Source organism: Rheinheimera muenzenbergensis, assembly GCF_036984005.1.
Classification (GTDB): Bacteria; Pseudomonadota; Gammaproteobacteria; order Enterobacterales; family Alteromonadaceae; genus Alishewanella; species Alishewanella muenzenbergensis.
Genome location: NZ_JALAAR010000001.1, coordinates 369,543 through 386,239, shown reverse-complemented (window position 1 = coordinate 386,239; position 16,697 = coordinate 369,543). Strand labels below are relative to the sequence as shown.

Sequence of the window (16,697 nt, the reverse complement as noted above, 5' to 3'; positions counted from 1 at the left end):
CGTAGCAGAGGAGCGGCAGATGGCCGGTATTTTAGACGCGGTGAATCAGCGCACACAGTTAGTCGGACAAAATCGGCTTGAGCTGTTGTTGTTTAAGTTGGCAGGCCGCCAACGCTATGGCATTAACGTGTTTAAAGTTCGTGAAGTTCTGCAATGCCCTCCACTTACCGCTATCCCTAAGCGCAATAAATACGTAAGAGGCATAGCCCATATTCGTGGCCAGACTATTTCAGTGATTGATTTAAGCCTGGCAACCGGTGGCCGTGCCATTGACAATACCACAGACAGTTTCATTATCATTGCTGAATATAATCGTTCGGTGCAGGGCTTTTTAGTCAACTCGGTAGAACGGATTATAAATATCAACTGGGAAGCCATTATGGCTCCGCCTCAAGGTACCAGTGGCAAGCAAAGTTATCTGACCGCTGTCACTGAAATTGATAAAGAGCTGGTAGAAATTCTCGATGTAGAAAAGATCCTTGAAGAGATTTCACCTTCACCTACAGCGATAACCAGAGCACTGGATACACAAAGCATTACCGCAGATTTAGGTGACAGGTTAATTCTGATCGCTGATGACTCGGTAGTAGCCCGTAACCAGGTGAAACGGGCACTGGAAAGTCTGGGTGTAAAGATGCATCTGGTGAACAATGGTAAAGAGGCGCTGCACTTTTTAAAGCAGATTGCTGAGGAATGTCAGGAATCGGTAACGGAAAAAGTGGGTTTACTGATTTCGGATATTGAAATGCCGGAAATGGATGGATATACCCTGACGGCTGAGACCAAGCTGGATCCTAAACTTAAGAAATTACATGTTATTCTGCATACCTCATTAAGTGGCGTCTTTAATCAGCAGATGGTTCAAAAAGTCGGCGCAGATGATTTTATTGCTAAGTTTAACCCGGATGAACTGGCTGAGTCTGTTCAGAAGTGGCTGCATGCGGAATAACCTTTAAGGATGAACGGTGGCAAATAAAGATCTACAAGACAAAGAATATGTGTTGTTCCGGGATTTTCTCGAGCAGCAATGCGGTATTGTATTGGGTGACAACAAACAATATCTGGTAAAAAGCCGGCTGGCGCCGCTGATGCAGCGCTTTAGTGTGGCAACTTTGTCTGAATTGGTAAGCAAAACACTAAGCCCCTTTGAGCGCCAATTACGTTCTGCAGTTATTGACGCCATGACAACCAATGAAACCTTATGGTTTCGCGATACTTATCCTTATGAGCTACTAAAAAAGCAGATTTTGCCGGAGCTGGAAAAAACTTGCCGCACCGTCAAAATATGGTCGGCTGCCAGTTCAAGCGGACAGGAACCATACTCTATTGCTATGACCGCCCTGGAGTACCAGCAAAGCAGGCCCGGCGCTTTTAGTCTGGGCGTCAACATACTCGGCACAGATATTTCAAACACTATGCTGGAACATTGCCAGCGCGCTGAATATGATGGTTTGGCACTATCGCGCGGTTTATCGCCCGAGCGGCGGACTAAGTTTTTTGAAGACAGCGGCAAAGGCATGATGCGTATAAAAGATAACGTACGTAAAAATGTCAATTTTCGTCATCTCAATTTACTGGATAGCTACACCTTGCTGGGTAAGTTTGACATTATATTTTGCCGCAACGTACTGATTTATTTCTCTGCTGATGTAAAAGCGAAAATAATTCATCAGTTTTCCCAATCGCTTAACTCTCGCGGCTACTTGTTTCTTGGTGCGTCTGAGTCGTTGTCCAGCCTGAACAGTGATTTTGAAATGATCCGCTGTAATCCGGGTATTATCTACCGCAAAAAAATCTGAATAATATCGCGCTGAAAATTTGGCCTGAGATTTGCATTTGAATTGCCATCGGTAACAGACAGGTGGCAAAAAAATGGCAATCAGTTTTGAAAAAGCATTTGGTATGCACCCTGAAGCCATGCTGGTGCGGGATCGGCGGGCTCAGGTATTGGCAGAAAATATCGCCAATGCAGATACTCCGGGCTATAAAGCCAAGGATCTGGATTTTCAGCAAGCACTGAATAATGCTCAGGCCAGACAAGCCGGTGCCATGCAGCGCACCCATGAACAACATTTCCACATATCTACAGCCAGCCGGCATGAAACCAAATTTCGCAACCCTGATCAGCCTGATACCGGCGACGGCAATAGCGTTGATATTCATCGCGAACGTAATGCCTTTATGCAAAACAGCCTGGAATATCAGGCCAGCTTAGGTTTTCTTAATTCCCGTATTGGCGGCCTGAAAAAAGCCATCACCGGTGGAGGACAATAACCATGGGTGCTTTTAATATTTTTGATATTACCGGCAGCGGTATGACGGCGCAGTCACTGCGTATGAACACCACCGCCAGTAACATAGCTAATGCCAACAGTGTCAGTAGTAGTGTTGAGCAAACCTATCGTGGCAGACATCCGGTATTTGCCGCTGAACTGTCGCAGGCTAAACGTATGCAAGGCGATGCCAGCGTCGGGGTCAAAGTGCTGGGCATTGTCGAATCCGACGCGCCGCTAAATGTCGAGTATGCGCCAAACCATCCGCTGGCGGATGACAATGGCTATATCTATAAGCCCAATATCAACATTATGGAAGAGATGGCGAATATGATTTCGGCGTCACGCTCCTACGAAACCAATGTGCAAACTGCCGATGCTGCCAAGCAGATGGTGATGCGGACACTGCGGCTTGGACAACAGGGATAAGGAGTAGCACATGACTACGGGTGTAAATAACAACTCTGCTCTGGATGGCATGTACTGGGACAACGGCAAAAAAACACCGGATAAAAACAATGGTGCGCTGACCCAGGCCGACTTTTTTGCTTTGCTAACCCAGCAGTTGGCGTATCAGGATCCGACCAAACCGGTCGAGAATGATCAAATGATTGCGCAAATGACCAATTTCACTATGGCAGATGGAATAGGCTCGCTCAATGAAAGCTTCAAGGGGTTAGCCCAAAGCATGACGTCAAATCAGGCGTTGCAGGCGTCTTCTTTGGTGGGGCGCACTGTGCTGACGCAATCGGATGAAATCGTGTTTACCGGCGAAACTTTATCGCGCGGCAATATTGAACTGGACAAAGCCGCGACGCTGATGAAAGTGCGGATAGAAAACGAAAAAGGCGAGCTGGTGCAGTCATTCAGCGTGGAAAACCCGCAAGTGGGTAAAAACGAGTTTATTTGGGATGGTACCTATATGCCTTCAGGCGCAGGTAGTGCTGCTGAAGTAGATGGTGAGGTGTCCGACCGGGTGAAAGCTGGTGTGTATAAAGTCAAAGTTGATGTGAGTTACGCCGATGGGACCAACGCCAGTTTACCGGTAAACGTTTATACCCCGGTCGGTAGCGTCAGCCTTAATGGCCAGGGTGGCAGCATTATGCTTAACCTGCTGGGTTTAGGGCAGGTTAAATTAAGTGATGTATTAGAAGTTTCATATAGTTAAGCGAGCTGAGGTGAATTATGAGTTTTAATATTGCATTGAGCGGCCTGGCCGCGGCGCAAAAAGATTTGGATGTTACTGCGAATAATATCGCTAACGTAAATACTACAGGTTTTAAAGAATCGCGGGCAGAGTTTGCTGATGTGTACGCCACATCAATTTTTGCATCAGGCCGCACCAAAGTGGGTGATGGTGTAACAACCTCAACGGTAGCGCAACAGTTTAGCCAGGGCGCTTTGCAATTTACCAATAACTCGCTGGATTTAGCCATTACCGGTGAAGGCTTTTTTGCCCTGACACCGGATAGGCAATCGCAGGATCTTACCTATACCCGCTCGGGCGCTTTTAAGCTGAATAAAGACAATTTTATTGTTGATAATAATGGCAATTATTTACAGGGTTTCGCTGTTGATGCCGTAACCGGTGAAAACCAGTCGGTTAGCTTAAGCACCACGCAACCAATTGCCATTCCTACATCGGCCGGGGCGCCAAGGGCAACCAACAATATTTTCCTGAGTATGAACGTAGATTCACGCGCGGTTGAACTTCCGAGAAACCCGGGTAACTTTAACCCAGGTGACCGCTCAACCTACACCCATTCAACCTCAGTAACTGTTTATGACAGCTTGGGTGAGGCGCACACGGTAACAACCTACTTCCGTAAAGTTGAGCCGGACGATCCGTTAAACCCGCCAGCGTGGAATGAATGGCAAACCTTTGTTGTGTTTGACGATAATACCGCCATGCCAGCTGCGCCGGCTTATGTTTCGGATCCAACGGCTCCGGGTTATCCTGGCCTGGATTTGAGTGAGTGGGGTAATGGTACCGGCGCTCTGCCTTATGACGGTAATGGCGGTGTCTTTATAGGTGATTCACTGTTTTTTGATCCCAATGGTAATCTGATTTTACCTGCGGTACCGCCGGTGGTGCCGGTGTTAACCACACCGAATTTAACTCTGCCGGCAGAAGCACTCAGCGCTCCTACAGCTAATTATCTGACCAATGGTGCCCAGTACGCCCAGGATGTTACGGTAAATTACCGTGATGCGTCTGGTGTGCGGTTACCAACCCAATATGCCTCAAACTTTGATGTGTCAAACCTGAGCCAGGATGGTACGACAGTGGGCAGTTTGACCGGTGTCGATATTGATTCATTTGGCCGGGTACTGGCCAGCTACAGCAATGGCGACTCGTCTTATCTGGCGCAGGTAACCTTAGTGCGTTTTGCCAATGTACAAGGCTTAAAACAGGTCGGTAATACGTCCTGGAAGCAAAGCATTACTTCCGGTGAGCCTATTGGCGGTCAGGCCAATATAGGTACCTTTGGTGCCGTAAATGCGTCGGCGTTAGAGCAATCAAACGTTAACCTGACAACTGAGCTGGTTGATTTAATCAGCGCGCAGCGTAATTTCCAGGCTAACTCCAGGGCGTTGGAAGTAAACAGCACCTTACAACAAACCGTGCTGCAAATTCGGTAAATACACCTCAGCTGTATTAAACACCACCTGCGGGTGGTGTTTTTTTGTCCTCTGTTTACCCCTTACACCTTTTTGTGGCATCAATTTTGCTTTAACTATCTGTATAAGCCGTAGCAACAGATCACGGAGAGCCAAATGGACCGTCTGCTATATATCGCCATGAGCGGTGCTAAAGAAAATATGAATGGTTTAGCAGTAAGGGCAAATAACCTTGCTAATACCGGTACTGTGGGCTTTAAAGCAGATTTTGAACAAGCGCGCTCTATGCAGGCGTTTGGTGATGGCTTACCCAGCCGGGTATTTTCGCTAACAGAGCAGCCAGGTCAAAACTTTGACGCCGGCGCTATCATCATGACCGAGCGTGATCTGGACGTTGCCATTCAGGGCGATGGCTGGCTGGCGGTGCAAGCTCCGGATGGTACTGAAGCCTATACCCGCGGTGGCAATTTGCAACTTAATGCACTGGGAATGCTGGAAACATCTTCCGGGTTAGCCGTAATGGGAGACGATGGCCCAATTCAACTACCGGTTCCGCTGGCAAAGCTGGAAATTGGTAATGACGGCACCATCAGCGCTTTACCACAAGGTGCACCTGCAGACGCAATCGCAGCAGTTGGCCGCATTAAGCTGGTAAAGCCGCTAAACAGCGAGATGGAAAAAGGCAACGATGGTTTATTCCGCCGCAAAGACGGACAACTTGCCGAAGCGGCGCCAGATGTGAATTTACTCAATGGCGCCATTGAAGGCAGTAATGTTAATGCAGTGGGCGAAATGACATACATGATCAGCTTGCAGCGTCAGTTTGAATTGCAGGTAAAAATGATGAAGAGCGCTGAAGATATGGATCGGCAGCAAGTTCAGTTACTTCGGATCGTAGGTTAATAACCAGATAACGGGTTAAGGCCCGGGAGGCAGCTATGCATCCAGCTTTATGGATCAGTAAAACCGGTTTAGACGCCAAGCAGCGTGACATATCGGTCATTTCCAACAACCTGGCTAACGCCAGTACTGTCGGTTTTAAGAAAAGCCGTGCCATCTTTGAAGATTTGCTGTACCAAAATGTGAATCAGCCAGGTGGTGCGTCGTCACAAAATACGGAGCTACCCAATGGCTTAATGATTGGTGCCGGTACCAAGGTCGTGGCAACGCAAAAAAACTTCACTCAGGGCAATATGATTACTACTGATAACAGTATGGACATCATGATCCAGGGCCACGGTTTTTTTGAAATTCTGATGCCGGACGGCACTATCTCTTACACCCGCAACGGCCAGTTTACTGTTGATGACGAGGGCAACCTGGTCACCTCAGGTGCCGGATACCAGTTGCAACCCAATATAGTGCTGCCGCCGGATGCACAAAGCTTAACCGTTGCGCAAGATGGTCAGGTCTCCGTGCAGCTGCCGGGGCAGGGCGAGCCAGCCGTGCTGGGCCAACTTACGGTAACTAATTTTATCAATCCGGCCGGGCTTGAGCCTGTCGGGCAAAACCTGTTTCGGGAAACCGGTGCCAGTGGCGACCCTGTGCAGGGTATTCCCGGGCTGGAAGGCCTTGGCATTATTGTGCAGGGCGCTTTGGAAACGTCCAACGTCAATGTTACCGAAGAACTGGTTAGCTTAATTGAAAGCCAGCGGGTTTATGAAATGAATTCAAAAGTCATTTCATCTGTCGATCAGATGTTGGGCTTTGCCATTCAGCAGTTGTAATCGGAGGCGTTATGTTACGCATTATTATTGGTGTTGGTTTAGCGGTGGCGTTGTCTGGCTGTGCTGCTTTGCAGGAGCCACAGGCAAACGATCCTTATTTTGCCCCGTTGCAACCAGAAGTGCCAAGCCGGCAACTGGTACAAAATGGCTCCCTGTTTGCGCAGCAGTACTCCAATAGCCTGTATTCCGATAATAAAGCGCGACATGAAGGCGATATTATTACTGTTGTACTGAAAGAGCGTACTCAGGCCAGTAAAAATGCTAAAACGGAAACAAAGAAAGACAGTTCAGCGTCATTTGACCCCATGGTGGGCCTGGGTGGGCGCGATATTTCAGTGGCCGGCAATGTGCTGCAGTTTGGTGCTAATTCAGCGTCAAATTATAAAGGGGATGCAAAAGCCGATCAGAGTAACTCGCTGGTCGGGGATATCTCGGTAAATGTATTGCAGGTACTGGCAAACGGCAATCTGGTGATCCGCGGTGAAAAATGGCTGACGTTAAATACCGGTAAAGAATATATCCGCTTAACCGGCGTTATCCGCTCGCAGGATGTCGATGTCAATAATACGGTTGAATCGACCAAAATTGCCAATGCCCGCATCGAGTACAGTGGCACTGGCTCGCATCACAATGGCCAGTCTCCTGGCTGGTTAAGCCGGTTTTTTAATAGCCCACTGTGGCCATTTTAGGAGCGCGCAAATGAAGCAAATATTAGCAGTATTGTTGCCGCTGGCGTTGATGATGTTACCGGTGCAGGCAGCAAGAATTAAAGATGTAGCCGATATTGAAGGCGTACGCAGTAACCAACTGGTTGGCTATGGCCTGGTAGTGGGCTTGCCAGGTACCGGTGAGCAGGGCGCTTTTACCGAGCAAAGTTTTCGCACTATGTTGACCAATTTTGGTATCACTTTGCCGGCGAATCTGAAAGCGCAAACCAAAAATGTGGCCGCGGTAGTGGTGCATGCTGAACTGCCGGCTTTTGCCAAACCAGGCCAGACGCTAAACGTTACTGTTTCATCGGTTGGCAGTGCCAAAGGACTGCGTGGCGGTACCTTAATGCAAACCTTTTTAAAAGGTCTGGACGGTAATGTCTACGCGGTTGCGCAGGGTAGTTTAATTGTTAGTGGTTTGGGAGCCGAAGGCCTGGACGGTTCGCGTATTTTGGTCAACACCCCAACTGTGGGCAGTATTCCTAATGGTGCTATGGTAGAGCGCGAAGTGGTATCGCCTTTTGCGCAGGGTGATTTTATTACCTTTAACCTGAAGCAATCCGATTTTACGACCTCAAAACGGCTGGCAGAGGCGATAAATGCTTTTATGGGCGCTGATACCGCCTATTCAATGGATGCGACGTCAGTACAGGTACGGGCACCGCGTGATATCAGCCAGCGCGTATCTTATTTGTCGACACTGGAAAATCTGACGTTTGAACCAGGCGATAACGCCGCTAAAATTATTATCAACTCCCGTACCGGTACTATCGTGATAGGTAAAGAAGTACGCTTGTTTCCGGCTGCGGTGACCCATGGTGGCTTAACGGTAACCATAGCGGAAAACCCACGCGTGGTGCAGCCAAACCCTTTGGCTCAGGGGCAAACGGCTATTGAGGAAAATACTATTATCGATGTGCGTCCGGATCAGTCGCGGATGTTTAAATTTGACCCTGGCGTAACACTGGATGATTTGGTGCGCACGGTTAATGCTGTTGGTGCTGCGCCAGGCGATTTAATGGCAATTCTGGAAGCATTAAAAGAAGCCGGTGCTATTCACGGCGAATTGGTGGTGATCTGAAATGGGCCCGGGCAGCAACCAGATGTCTTATCATGACTTAACCAGCCTGCAAAACATTCGCAGCCAGGCCGGTAAAGATGAAAAGGCGGCGTTGCGTCAGGCTGCCGAGCAATTTGAATCGATCTTTTTCGGTATGTTGCTTAGCAGCATGCGCAAAGCCAACGAAGCTTTTGAGGTGGACGGCATGATGAATAGCCAGACCACCAAATTTTACCGTGACATGCATGACAGTCAGATGTCGACAGAATTAGCCAAAAATGGCGCTTTAGGCCTAGCCGATATACTGGTGCAGCAGTTAAGCCCGGCTTTATCTGGCCGCCCAGCGGCAGACAAAAGTGATAAAGCCTCAGCGAATAAAATCAATACAGATTTAATTATGCCGGCTTATCGCCAACCTGCTATCAAAGTAGCTGTTAAGCCAACTGATGGCTCAAAGATGAAGTCTGAACAGACGCAAGCTGATAATCTGTCTGCAGAGACCAGCTGGCAGGTTGCCAGCCCGCTGGATTTTGTGAAACAACTGCTGCCTGCGGCGCAGCAAAGTGCCAAACTGCTGGGGTTAGATCCGCTGGCGCTGGTTGCTCAGGCCGCGCTGGAAACCGGTTGGGGACAGAGGATGATTAAAACAGCCAAGGGCGGCAACAGCTTTAACTTATTTGGTATAAAAGCAAACAACGGCTGGCAAGGAGATACTGCGGTAGTAAACACCCTGGAATACCGCCAGGGCATAGCGCAAAAAGAACAGGCGAAATTCCGCTCTTATGGCTCGTTAGAACACAGCCTGTCTGACTATGTCGCTTTTATCCGCGAAAACCCGCGTTATCAGCAGGCAGTTACAGCCAGCGATGATCCAAAAGCTTATTTTGAACAATTGCAGGTCGCCGGATATGCCACAGATCCGGCTTATGCAAAAAAAATTATGGCGGTGTATCAAAGCCCTGCCATGCAACAGGTGCGATCTGAGCTTAATGAGGCTCAAGAAAATGCACCTAACGCCGATTAATAGTCAACTGACACCCGACAGCGGTGTCGCCGGAGAGAGCAATGTCTGATAATTTACTGCGCATAGGTACATCCGCTGTGTTATCTAACAGCACTTTACTTAGCACCACCAGTAATAACATTGCCAACGTCAATACGCAGGGCTATTCAAGGCAACGCACTGAGTTTGAAGCGCAGACGTTAGGTTTGGGTGTAGGCAAGGGCACGACAGAGCGGCTGGTAAGCGAATTTACCTCGGCCCAGCTTCGTCGCGATACCTCGCAGCTGGCATTTGCCAGTCAGTATACGGCTGAAGCAAACCGGATTGATGGCTTGTTTTCTAATCCGGCCAACAGCATTTCATCGGCAATGAATGACCTGTTTCAAAAATTTCAAACGGCCAATAACGATCCCAGTGCCATCTCGACCCGGCAATTAATTATCAGCAGCAGTGAATCATTAACCGACCGCTTTGCTACCTTATCGAATCTGGTATTGGATCAGGCAACCTATGTTAACCAGCAACTGGATTTAGACTTAACCCAAACCAATTCGTTAATCCGTAATATATCTGAGCTTAATCGCAGTATTGCCGGCTTTGGCCGGGGCGATAATAACCAGCCGCCGCTGGATTTACTTGACAGGCGCGATGAGGCGATGCGCCTGTTGTCAGAAAAGCTCGACATTAAAGTACTCGATTCTGACAATGGTGAAAAACTGGTGTTTATGGCAACTGGCCAGTCATTGGTGGTTGAAAACGGCGAGTTTAGTATTTTAAGTCTGAACGGTGACCCGGACCCGAATGTACGTAATGTACAGCTGAGCCTTAATTCCAAACCTTCGGTTATTCGTAATTTAGGCATTGAAGAAATGGGCGGTCAGCTTGGCGGCTTGCTGAAATTTCGTGACGATTTGTTAATTCCTACTCAAATGCAACTTGGCCAGTTGGCACTGGCAATGTCAGATAAATTAAACACGCAAAACAGGCTGGGCATGAATGCTAACGGCGAGTTGGGTGGGGATTTATTTGTGCTGCCACAAAGCAACGGCTTTGCATTTCAGGGCAATACCGGTGCCGGTACTGTTGCAGTAAGTATTGAACCGGGCCGGGCCTCACAGTTGCCGCCAAATGACTTTCTGTTAACCTTTACTGCACCAAATACGCTGACGCTGGAAGCCACTGACACCTCGGGCAATGTGGTACCGGGCTCGGCGATAACCATTCCAGGCGTGGCGTTTCCGGCAACCCTTAACAGAGAAACGCTGGGCGCCGGTTTTCCGGATATGTATGGTTTATCACTTGTCGTGACAGGCCCGATGAATGACGGCGATCAGTTTGCGTTAAAGCCGCTCTCCAGCGCCGCTCGCAATATTAATCTGGCAACAACCCGCCCGGAAGATATTGCACTGGCTTCGCCGGTACGTAGTCTGGTCGCACAGGATAATCTGGGCAACGGCCAGGTCGATAAGTTAATAGTGTCAAATACCAATCCGGCAACATCGCAGTTTGTTGCACCATCGTCTATTAATGGTGCGCCTTTTACCGTGACGCATATTGGTGGCAATCAGTTTGAAGTACGCGATAACACAAACGCCTTGTTAGGTACGACTGCAGCGCTACCCAATGGCCAGTTTAATAACATTATGGCAGAGGCGGGTTTAGGCGCTTATGGCTTTGATTTTAATATTACCGGCATTCCGCAAACCGGCGACAGTTTTACGATCGAGTATAATACCGGTGGTTTTAATGATAACCGCAATGGTCTGGAGCTGGCCAAACAACAAACCGAAGAGACAATGCGCCGTTACGCGGTAGCGACACCGTCTGCCGATAACAGCGTCAGCTTTAACGAAGCATACGGCACTATGGTAAGTTTTGTTGGCGACAAGACCGCGCAGGCCAGAAACAGCCAGGCTGCAGCCGAAGCGCTATACTCACAGACACTGCAATTAAAAGAATCCTTGTCTGGTGTCAGCCTGGATGAAGAAGCCGCCAATCTGGTAAGGTTTCAGCAGTCTTATGCGGCAGCGGCGAAAATTATTTCGACGTCACAAACCATTTTTGACACCTTGATACAAGCGGTGAGGTAATGTATGCGTATTACGTTTAACAGTAAATTTAATCAGAGTCTGGATGGCATACTCAATACGCAAAAACGCTTGTTGCGCGCCCAGGATCAGATGATTAAAAAGACCAAAATCCTGACACCGGCTGACGATCCTTCCGGCAGCGCCAAAGTGCTTGGTGTAGGTCAAAACCTGTCACAGTTATCTCAGTTTGAGCAAAATGGCATAGCGGTAAAAAATAACCTCGGCGTAGAAGAAACCGTGTTGGCATCTGTCCGCACTGCAATGGACCGAGCCAGGGTGTTGGCTATTGCTGCAGGTAACGGCTCTTATGCGGAGTCTGAGCGCGAAGCCGTCGCATCAGAGCTTGAAGGCATTCAGCAGCAGTTGTTTGACCTGATGAATAGCCGCAATGTTGAAGGGGGCTATTTATTTTCTGGCTTTCAGGATGGCTTGCAGGCTTTTAGTTTAGACGCATCGACAGGCCAGTACGTTTTTAACGGCGACGATGGCCAAAAAGCCTTACAGATATCGCCAGGGGTGACGTTGCCGGTGAACGACAGTGGCAAAAAGGTGTTCGACAGCATTCAGGTGAAACCGCAGCCGACCGCTCCTGTCATCGCAGTACCCGGGCCCACCAGCGCAGCGGTCAATGTCATTAACCCGGACGTGTTTAACAGTTTTTATATCAATAATTATGACAAAGTTACGCCGGCTAATAACACTATCAGCGTTGAGCTGACAGCACCGAGTAACTATCAGATACTGCGCGGTGGTGCAGCTTTGGTACCTCCGGTAACCGGCGCCTACACCTCAGGCCAGCCGATAAACTTTAATGGTCTGGAAATTGTGGTTAACGGCCCGGCTGGGGCTGGTCGGGTAGACTTTGACCTGCCGGCGCCGGAGAAAACCAATATCTTAAATACGCTGACAGAGCTAATGACGGCACTTAGAACACCCGGACCGGTCGATGCAGCCTTTCAGGCCAGTGTCGCCAAAGCGGTCGGTGAAATTGATGATGCCTCTACCAGTGTCGCCTCGGCACGCTCAGCCATAGGCGGGCGTATTAATGTGTTGGATAGTATCAATGGCTCGAACGCTGATCTGGAAATACTGGCTACCCAGTATCAGGCCGATATTGCCGAAGTGGATTTTTCTAAAGTTATTGCTGATCTGACCAAGGAAGAAACTGCGCTGCAGGCAGTGCAAGCTACTTTTAATACTGTTACTAACACCTCGCTTTTTGATTATATCCGCTAATAACCTTTAAGCCGGCAAAAAATTGCCGGCCTATTGTTTGCCTCAGTTTTCTATATAAATCAGATTAAAAACAGACAATTAAAAAAAATTAAGTAAATTTTCTAAAGAATAGTATTGCGCATCCGATAACTAAGTATCAGGCGAATCACAACGCGAAAACAGCATCAGCGTGATTCGAAATCAGATAAGGTAATCGGGAGAAACAGCATGGCTTTATACGTCAACAGTAACATCAGCGCATTAAATGCTCAGCGTCAGTTAATGAACAGCGGTAATGCCCTGGACACCTCATTCAAACGTTTATCTTCTGGTTTACGTATCAACAGTGCTGCTGACGATGCGGCGGGTTTGCAGATTTCCGACCGGTTAGAATCACAAATTCAGGGCTTAAACCAGGGTAACCGTAACGCCAACGACGGCATTTCTTTAGCGCAGACAGCAGAAGGTGCGATGGAAGAAGTGACGGCGATGTTCCAGCGTGTACGTACCCTGGCACAACAAGCCGCAAACGGCTCGAACACAGATACTGACCGTCTGGCGATTCAGGAAGAAATCCGCTCGTTAATGAGCGAAGTAAACCGGGTAGCGAAAGATACCACCTTTGGTGGTCAGAACTTGCTGGATGGCACCTATGCTGCGAGCTTTCAGGTCGGTGCTGATGCAGTACAGACCATCGGCTTTAGCATGAAAACGGTAGGTTCAACCGCAAATGGAGCTAACAGCTTAACAGCAAATGGTGGTTTTACGTTATCGGGCATAGCTGCAATTGCATCTGCTGTAACGGGTAAACCAATGTCAGATGTACTGGGCGCTGCGGGTTTATCCGGGTTGTCGGCGTTAGACACCACTTTTGCACTTGCAGGTGCGGCGTTTAGTGCAGCGAATTTAAATGCGTCAGGTATTTCAGTATCCACTCAGGTTAATGCGCAGTTAGTGTTAGCCAGTATGGATGCGATGATTGCCGTAGTAGATAAGAAACGGGCAGAGCTGGGTGCGGTACAAAACCGGTTTCAGGCGACTATCCGCAACCAGACCAATATCGGCGAGAATTTATCAGGTGCAAAATCACGGATAAAAGATGCCGACTTTGCAGCAGAAACTGCGATGCTGACCCGTAACCAGATTTTACAGCAAGCGACGACGACCATACTGTCGCAGGCTAACCAGCGGCCACAGGCAGCGCTGAGCTTACTGCAAGGTTAATAAGCTAATGCGCAATGCGCGGAGCCCATGAGTTTGAATGGGAAAAAATAAGGTGCCGGCAGCATGGGGTAATGCTGCCGGCTTTTTGTTGCAATGCGCCCGGGCGATGGGGTAATGCCCGGGCGCGGATTTGATAAACGCAATGCGCGGAGGCTACATACATTTATCTGTTAGCCGGCGTTGCCACCAGCTGCATTTATGCATTCATATTTTGTGCCAATAATTTACGTCAGTTTTTTGGCGTCAGTATTTTATTCTCGCAGCACTAAACAGAAAAATATTCTTTTTACAGTTTTCACTAAAGTTTCCTAGCCAAACTCCGATAACTAAGTATCAGACGAATCACAACGCGAAAACAGCATCAGCGTGATTCGAAATCAGATAAGGTAATCGGGAGAAACACCATGGCTTTATACGTCAACAGTAACATCAGCGCATTAAATGCTCAGCGTCAGTTAATGAACAGCGGTAATGCCCTGGACACCTCATTCAAACGTTTATCTTCTGGTTTACGTATCAACAGTGCTGCTGACGATGCGGCGGGTTTGCAGATTTCCGACCGGTTAGAATCACAAATTCAGGGCTTAAACCAGGGTAACCGTAACGCCAACGACGGCATTTCTTTAGCGCAGACAGCAGAAGGTGCGATGGAAGAAGTGACGGCGATGTTCCAGCGTGTACGTACCCTGGCACAACAAGCCGCAAACGGCTCGAACACAGATACTGACCGTCTGGCGATTCAGGAAGAAATCCGCTCGTTAATGAGCGAAGTAAACCGGGTAGCGAAAGATACCACCTTTGGTGGTCAGAACTTGCTGGATGGCACCTATGCTGCGAGCTTTCAGGTCGGTGCTGATGCAGTACAGACCATCGGCTTTAGCATGAAAACGGTAGGTTCAACCGCAAATGGAGCTAACAGCTTAACAGCAAATGGTGGTTTTACGTTATCGGGCATAGCTGCAATTGCATCTGCTGTAACGGGTAAACCAATGTCAGATGTACTGGGCGCTGCGGGTTTATCCGGGTTGTCGGCGTTAGACACCACTTTTGCACTTGCAGGTGCGGCGTTTAGTGCAGCGAATTTAAATGCGTCAGGTATTTCAGTATCCACTCAGGTTAATGCGCAGTTAGTGTTAGCCAGTATGGATGCGATGATTGCCGTAGTAGATAAGAAACGGGCAGAGCTGGGTGCGGTACAAAACCGGTTTCAGGCGACTATCCGCAACCAGACCAATATCGGCGAGAATTTATCAGGTGCAAAATCACGGATAAAAGATGCCGACTTTGCAGCAGAAACCGCGATGCTGACCCGTAACCAGATATTGCAACAGGCAACAACGACCATACTGTCGCAGGCTAACCAGCGGCCACAGGCAGCGCTGAGCTTACTGCAGGGTTAATAGGCAGAGCGTAATGCGCGGAGCCCAATAGTTTGAAAGTAAAAAAGTGTCGGCAGCATGGGGTAATGCTGCCGGCCTTTCAAAAATGCAACGATAAATCTCACCTCTTCCATCTTGCCCAACTAGTTGATTCAAAACAAATAATTTCCCTCTTAAAATAAACTGCAAAAAAATTAAAAAAAATCCTAAAGCTTTAGTTAGTCACGCCGATACAGGTTACAGGGGAACTGTATTAGTGACCTTGTTTTAACCGGATGGTGGGGACCGGATGGTTAAAATCACGATACGTATGCTGTTTAACCGCAGGGGTGGGGTAACCACTGCAGTCAAAGCAGTTCTGTTAAATTTGGAGGCTACATATGGCTTTATATGTCAATACTAACGTAAGCTCGTTAAACGGCCAGCGTCAGCTGATGAACAGCGGTACTGCGCTGGATACATCGTTTAAACGCTTATCATCCGGTTTACGGATTAACAGTGCCGCAGATGACTCTGCAGGTTTACAAATCAGCAACCGTTTATCCGGCCAGATCAATGGTCTGAACCAGGGTATCCGTAACGCCAACGACGGTATTTCTTTAGCGCAAACTGCAGAAGGTGCGATGGAAGAAGTGACCGCGATGTTCCAGCGTGTACGTACTCTGGCGCAACAGGCATCAAACGGTTCTAACACTGACGAAGACCGCCTGGCAATTCAGGAAGAAATCCGTTCATTAATGGGCGAAGTTAACCGCGTTGCAAAAGATACGACCTTTGGTGGTCAAAATCTGCTGGACGGCAGTTACTCAGCCAGTTTCCAGGTGGGTGCGGATGCAGTACAAACTATCAGCTTCTCAATGAAGCAAGTTGGTGGTACGGCTGGCGACAGCGATCATAGTTTGACAGCAAACGGTGGTTTTACACTGTCAGGTATGGCGGCTATTGCATCAGAAGTAACCGGCAAGGCTCTGACCGATGTATTAGGTGCGGCTGGCTTGTCTGGCTTATCAGCTATGGATACTGCTTTTGCGTTAGCGGGAGCGGCGTTCAGTGCTGCCAACCTTAATGCATCAGCCATCTCAGTATCAACGCAGGTAAATGCTCAGCTGGTTATGGCTAGTATGGACTCGCTGATTGCCGTAGTAGATAAAAAGCGTGCTGAGCTGGGTGCGGTACAAAACCGGTTCCAGTCAACTATTCGTAACCAGTCGAATATTGCTGAAAACCTGTCTGGCGCCCGTAGCCGGATCCAGGATGCGGATTTTGCTGCTGAAACAGCGGCATTAACACGTAACCAGATCTTGCAACAGGCCAGTACCACTATCCTGTCACAGGCCAACCAGCGTCCGCAGGTTGCTCTGTCGCTGTTAGGATAAGCTATAGTTAGTTGGCCA

16 protein-coding genes are annotated in these 16,697 nt (G+C 48.5%); all 16 read left to right on the top strand.

Going from position 1 to position 16,697, the window contains the following annotated elements:
• Positions 1-19 precede the first annotated feature (19 nt).
• The 16 genes from MN202_RS01745 (at position 20) to MN202_RS01670 (ending at position 16,679) form a co-directional block, all read left to right on the top strand.
• Entirely contained in the window at positions 20-949 is a 930-nt protein-coding gene (locus tag MN202_RS01745) for a chemotaxis protein CheV (protein WP_335734361.1), read from the top strand.
• 16 nt (positions 950-965) lie between these two features.
• Positions 966-1,799, top strand: a complete 834-nt coding sequence (locus tag MN202_RS01740; RefSeq protein WP_335734360.1) for a CheR family methyltransferase — start codon at positions 966-968, stop codon at positions 1,797-1,799.
• Between the two features lie 73 nt (positions 1,800-1,872).
• A complete protein-coding gene (gene flgB, locus MN202_RS01735; protein ID WP_335734359.1) occupies positions 1,873-2,274 on the top strand; it encodes a flagellar basal body rod protein FlgB in 402 nt (133 codons plus the stop codon).
• A 2-nt stretch (positions 2,275-2,276) separates the two neighbouring features.
• Entirely contained in the window at positions 2,277-2,702 is a 426-nt protein-coding gene (flgC, locus tag MN202_RS01730) for a flagellar basal body rod protein FlgC (protein WP_335734358.1), read from the top strand.
• Positions 2,703-2,712: 10 nt separating this feature from the next.
• A complete protein-coding gene (locus tag MN202_RS01725; RefSeq protein WP_335734357.1) occupies positions 2,713-3,441 on the top strand; it encodes a flagellar hook assembly protein FlgD in 729 nt (242 codons plus the stop codon).
• 17 nt (positions 3,442-3,458) lie between these two features.
• Positions 3,459-4,916, top strand: a complete 1,458-nt coding sequence (flgE, locus tag MN202_RS01720) for a flagellar hook protein FlgE (RefSeq protein ID WP_335734355.1) — start codon at positions 3,459-3,461, stop codon at positions 4,914-4,916.
• A 135-nt stretch (positions 4,917-5,051) separates the two neighbouring features.
• Positions 5,052-5,798, top strand: coding sequence for a flagellar basal-body rod protein FlgF (flgF, locus tag MN202_RS01715; RefSeq protein ID WP_335734354.1), 747 nt, complete (start codon positions 5,052-5,054; stop codon positions 5,796-5,798).
• A 35-nt stretch (positions 5,799-5,833) separates the two neighbouring features.
• Positions 5,834-6,622 carry a flagellar basal-body rod protein FlgG gene (gene flgG, locus MN202_RS01710; RefSeq protein ID WP_335734353.1) on the top strand — a complete coding sequence of 263 codons (789 nt, stop codon included), beginning with the start codon at positions 5,834-5,836 and terminating at the stop codon, positions 6,620-6,622.
• Positions 6,623-6,633: 11 nt separating this feature from the next.
• On the top strand, positions 6,634-7,311 hold the full coding sequence (gene flgH / locus MN202_RS01705) for a flagellar basal body L-ring protein FlgH (RefSeq protein WP_335734352.1): 678 nt from the start codon (positions 6,634-6,636) through the stop codon (positions 7,309-7,311).
• A 10-nt stretch (positions 7,312-7,321) separates the two neighbouring features.
• The gene (locus tag MN202_RS01700; RefSeq protein WP_335734351.1) at positions 7,322-8,413 is read left to right on the top strand and encodes a flagellar basal body P-ring protein FlgI; all 1,092 of its coding nucleotides are present in this window, start codon (positions 7,322-7,324) and stop codon (positions 8,411-8,413) included.
• A 22-nt stretch (positions 8,414-8,435) separates the two neighbouring features.
• Complete coding sequence (gene flgJ, locus MN202_RS01695) at positions 8,436-9,416, top strand: flagellar assembly peptidoglycan hydrolase FlgJ (protein WP_335734350.1); 981 nt, start codon at positions 8,436-8,438, stop codon at positions 9,414-9,416.
• Between the two features lie 41 nt (positions 9,417-9,457).
• Positions 9,458-11,485, top strand: coding sequence for a flagellar hook-associated protein FlgK (gene flgK / locus MN202_RS01690; RefSeq protein WP_335734349.1), 2,028 nt, complete (start codon positions 9,458-9,460; stop codon positions 11,483-11,485).
• Positions 11,486-11,488: 3 nt separating this feature from the next.
• A complete protein-coding gene (gene flgL, locus MN202_RS01685) occupies positions 11,489-12,721 on the top strand; it encodes a flagellar hook-associated protein FlgL (protein ID WP_335734348.1) in 1,233 nt (410 codons plus the stop codon).
• 207 nt (positions 12,722-12,928) lie between these two features.
• On the top strand, positions 12,929-13,924 hold the full coding sequence (locus MN202_RS01680; RefSeq protein WP_335734347.1) for a flagellin N-terminal helical domain-containing protein: 996 nt from the start codon (positions 12,929-12,931) through the stop codon (positions 13,922-13,924).
• Positions 13,925-14,328: 404 nt separating this feature from the next.
• Positions 14,329-15,324: a flagellin N-terminal helical domain-containing protein gene (locus MN202_RS01675; protein WP_335734347.1), complete on the top strand. Its 996-nt coding sequence runs from the start codon at positions 14,329-14,331 to the stop codon at positions 15,322-15,324.
• 359 nt (positions 15,325-15,683) lie between these two features.
• Complete coding sequence (locus MN202_RS01670) at positions 15,684-16,679, top strand: flagellin N-terminal helical domain-containing protein (protein ID WP_335734346.1); 996 nt, start codon at positions 15,684-15,686, stop codon at positions 16,677-16,679.
• Positions 16,680-16,697 lie beyond the last annotated feature (18 nt).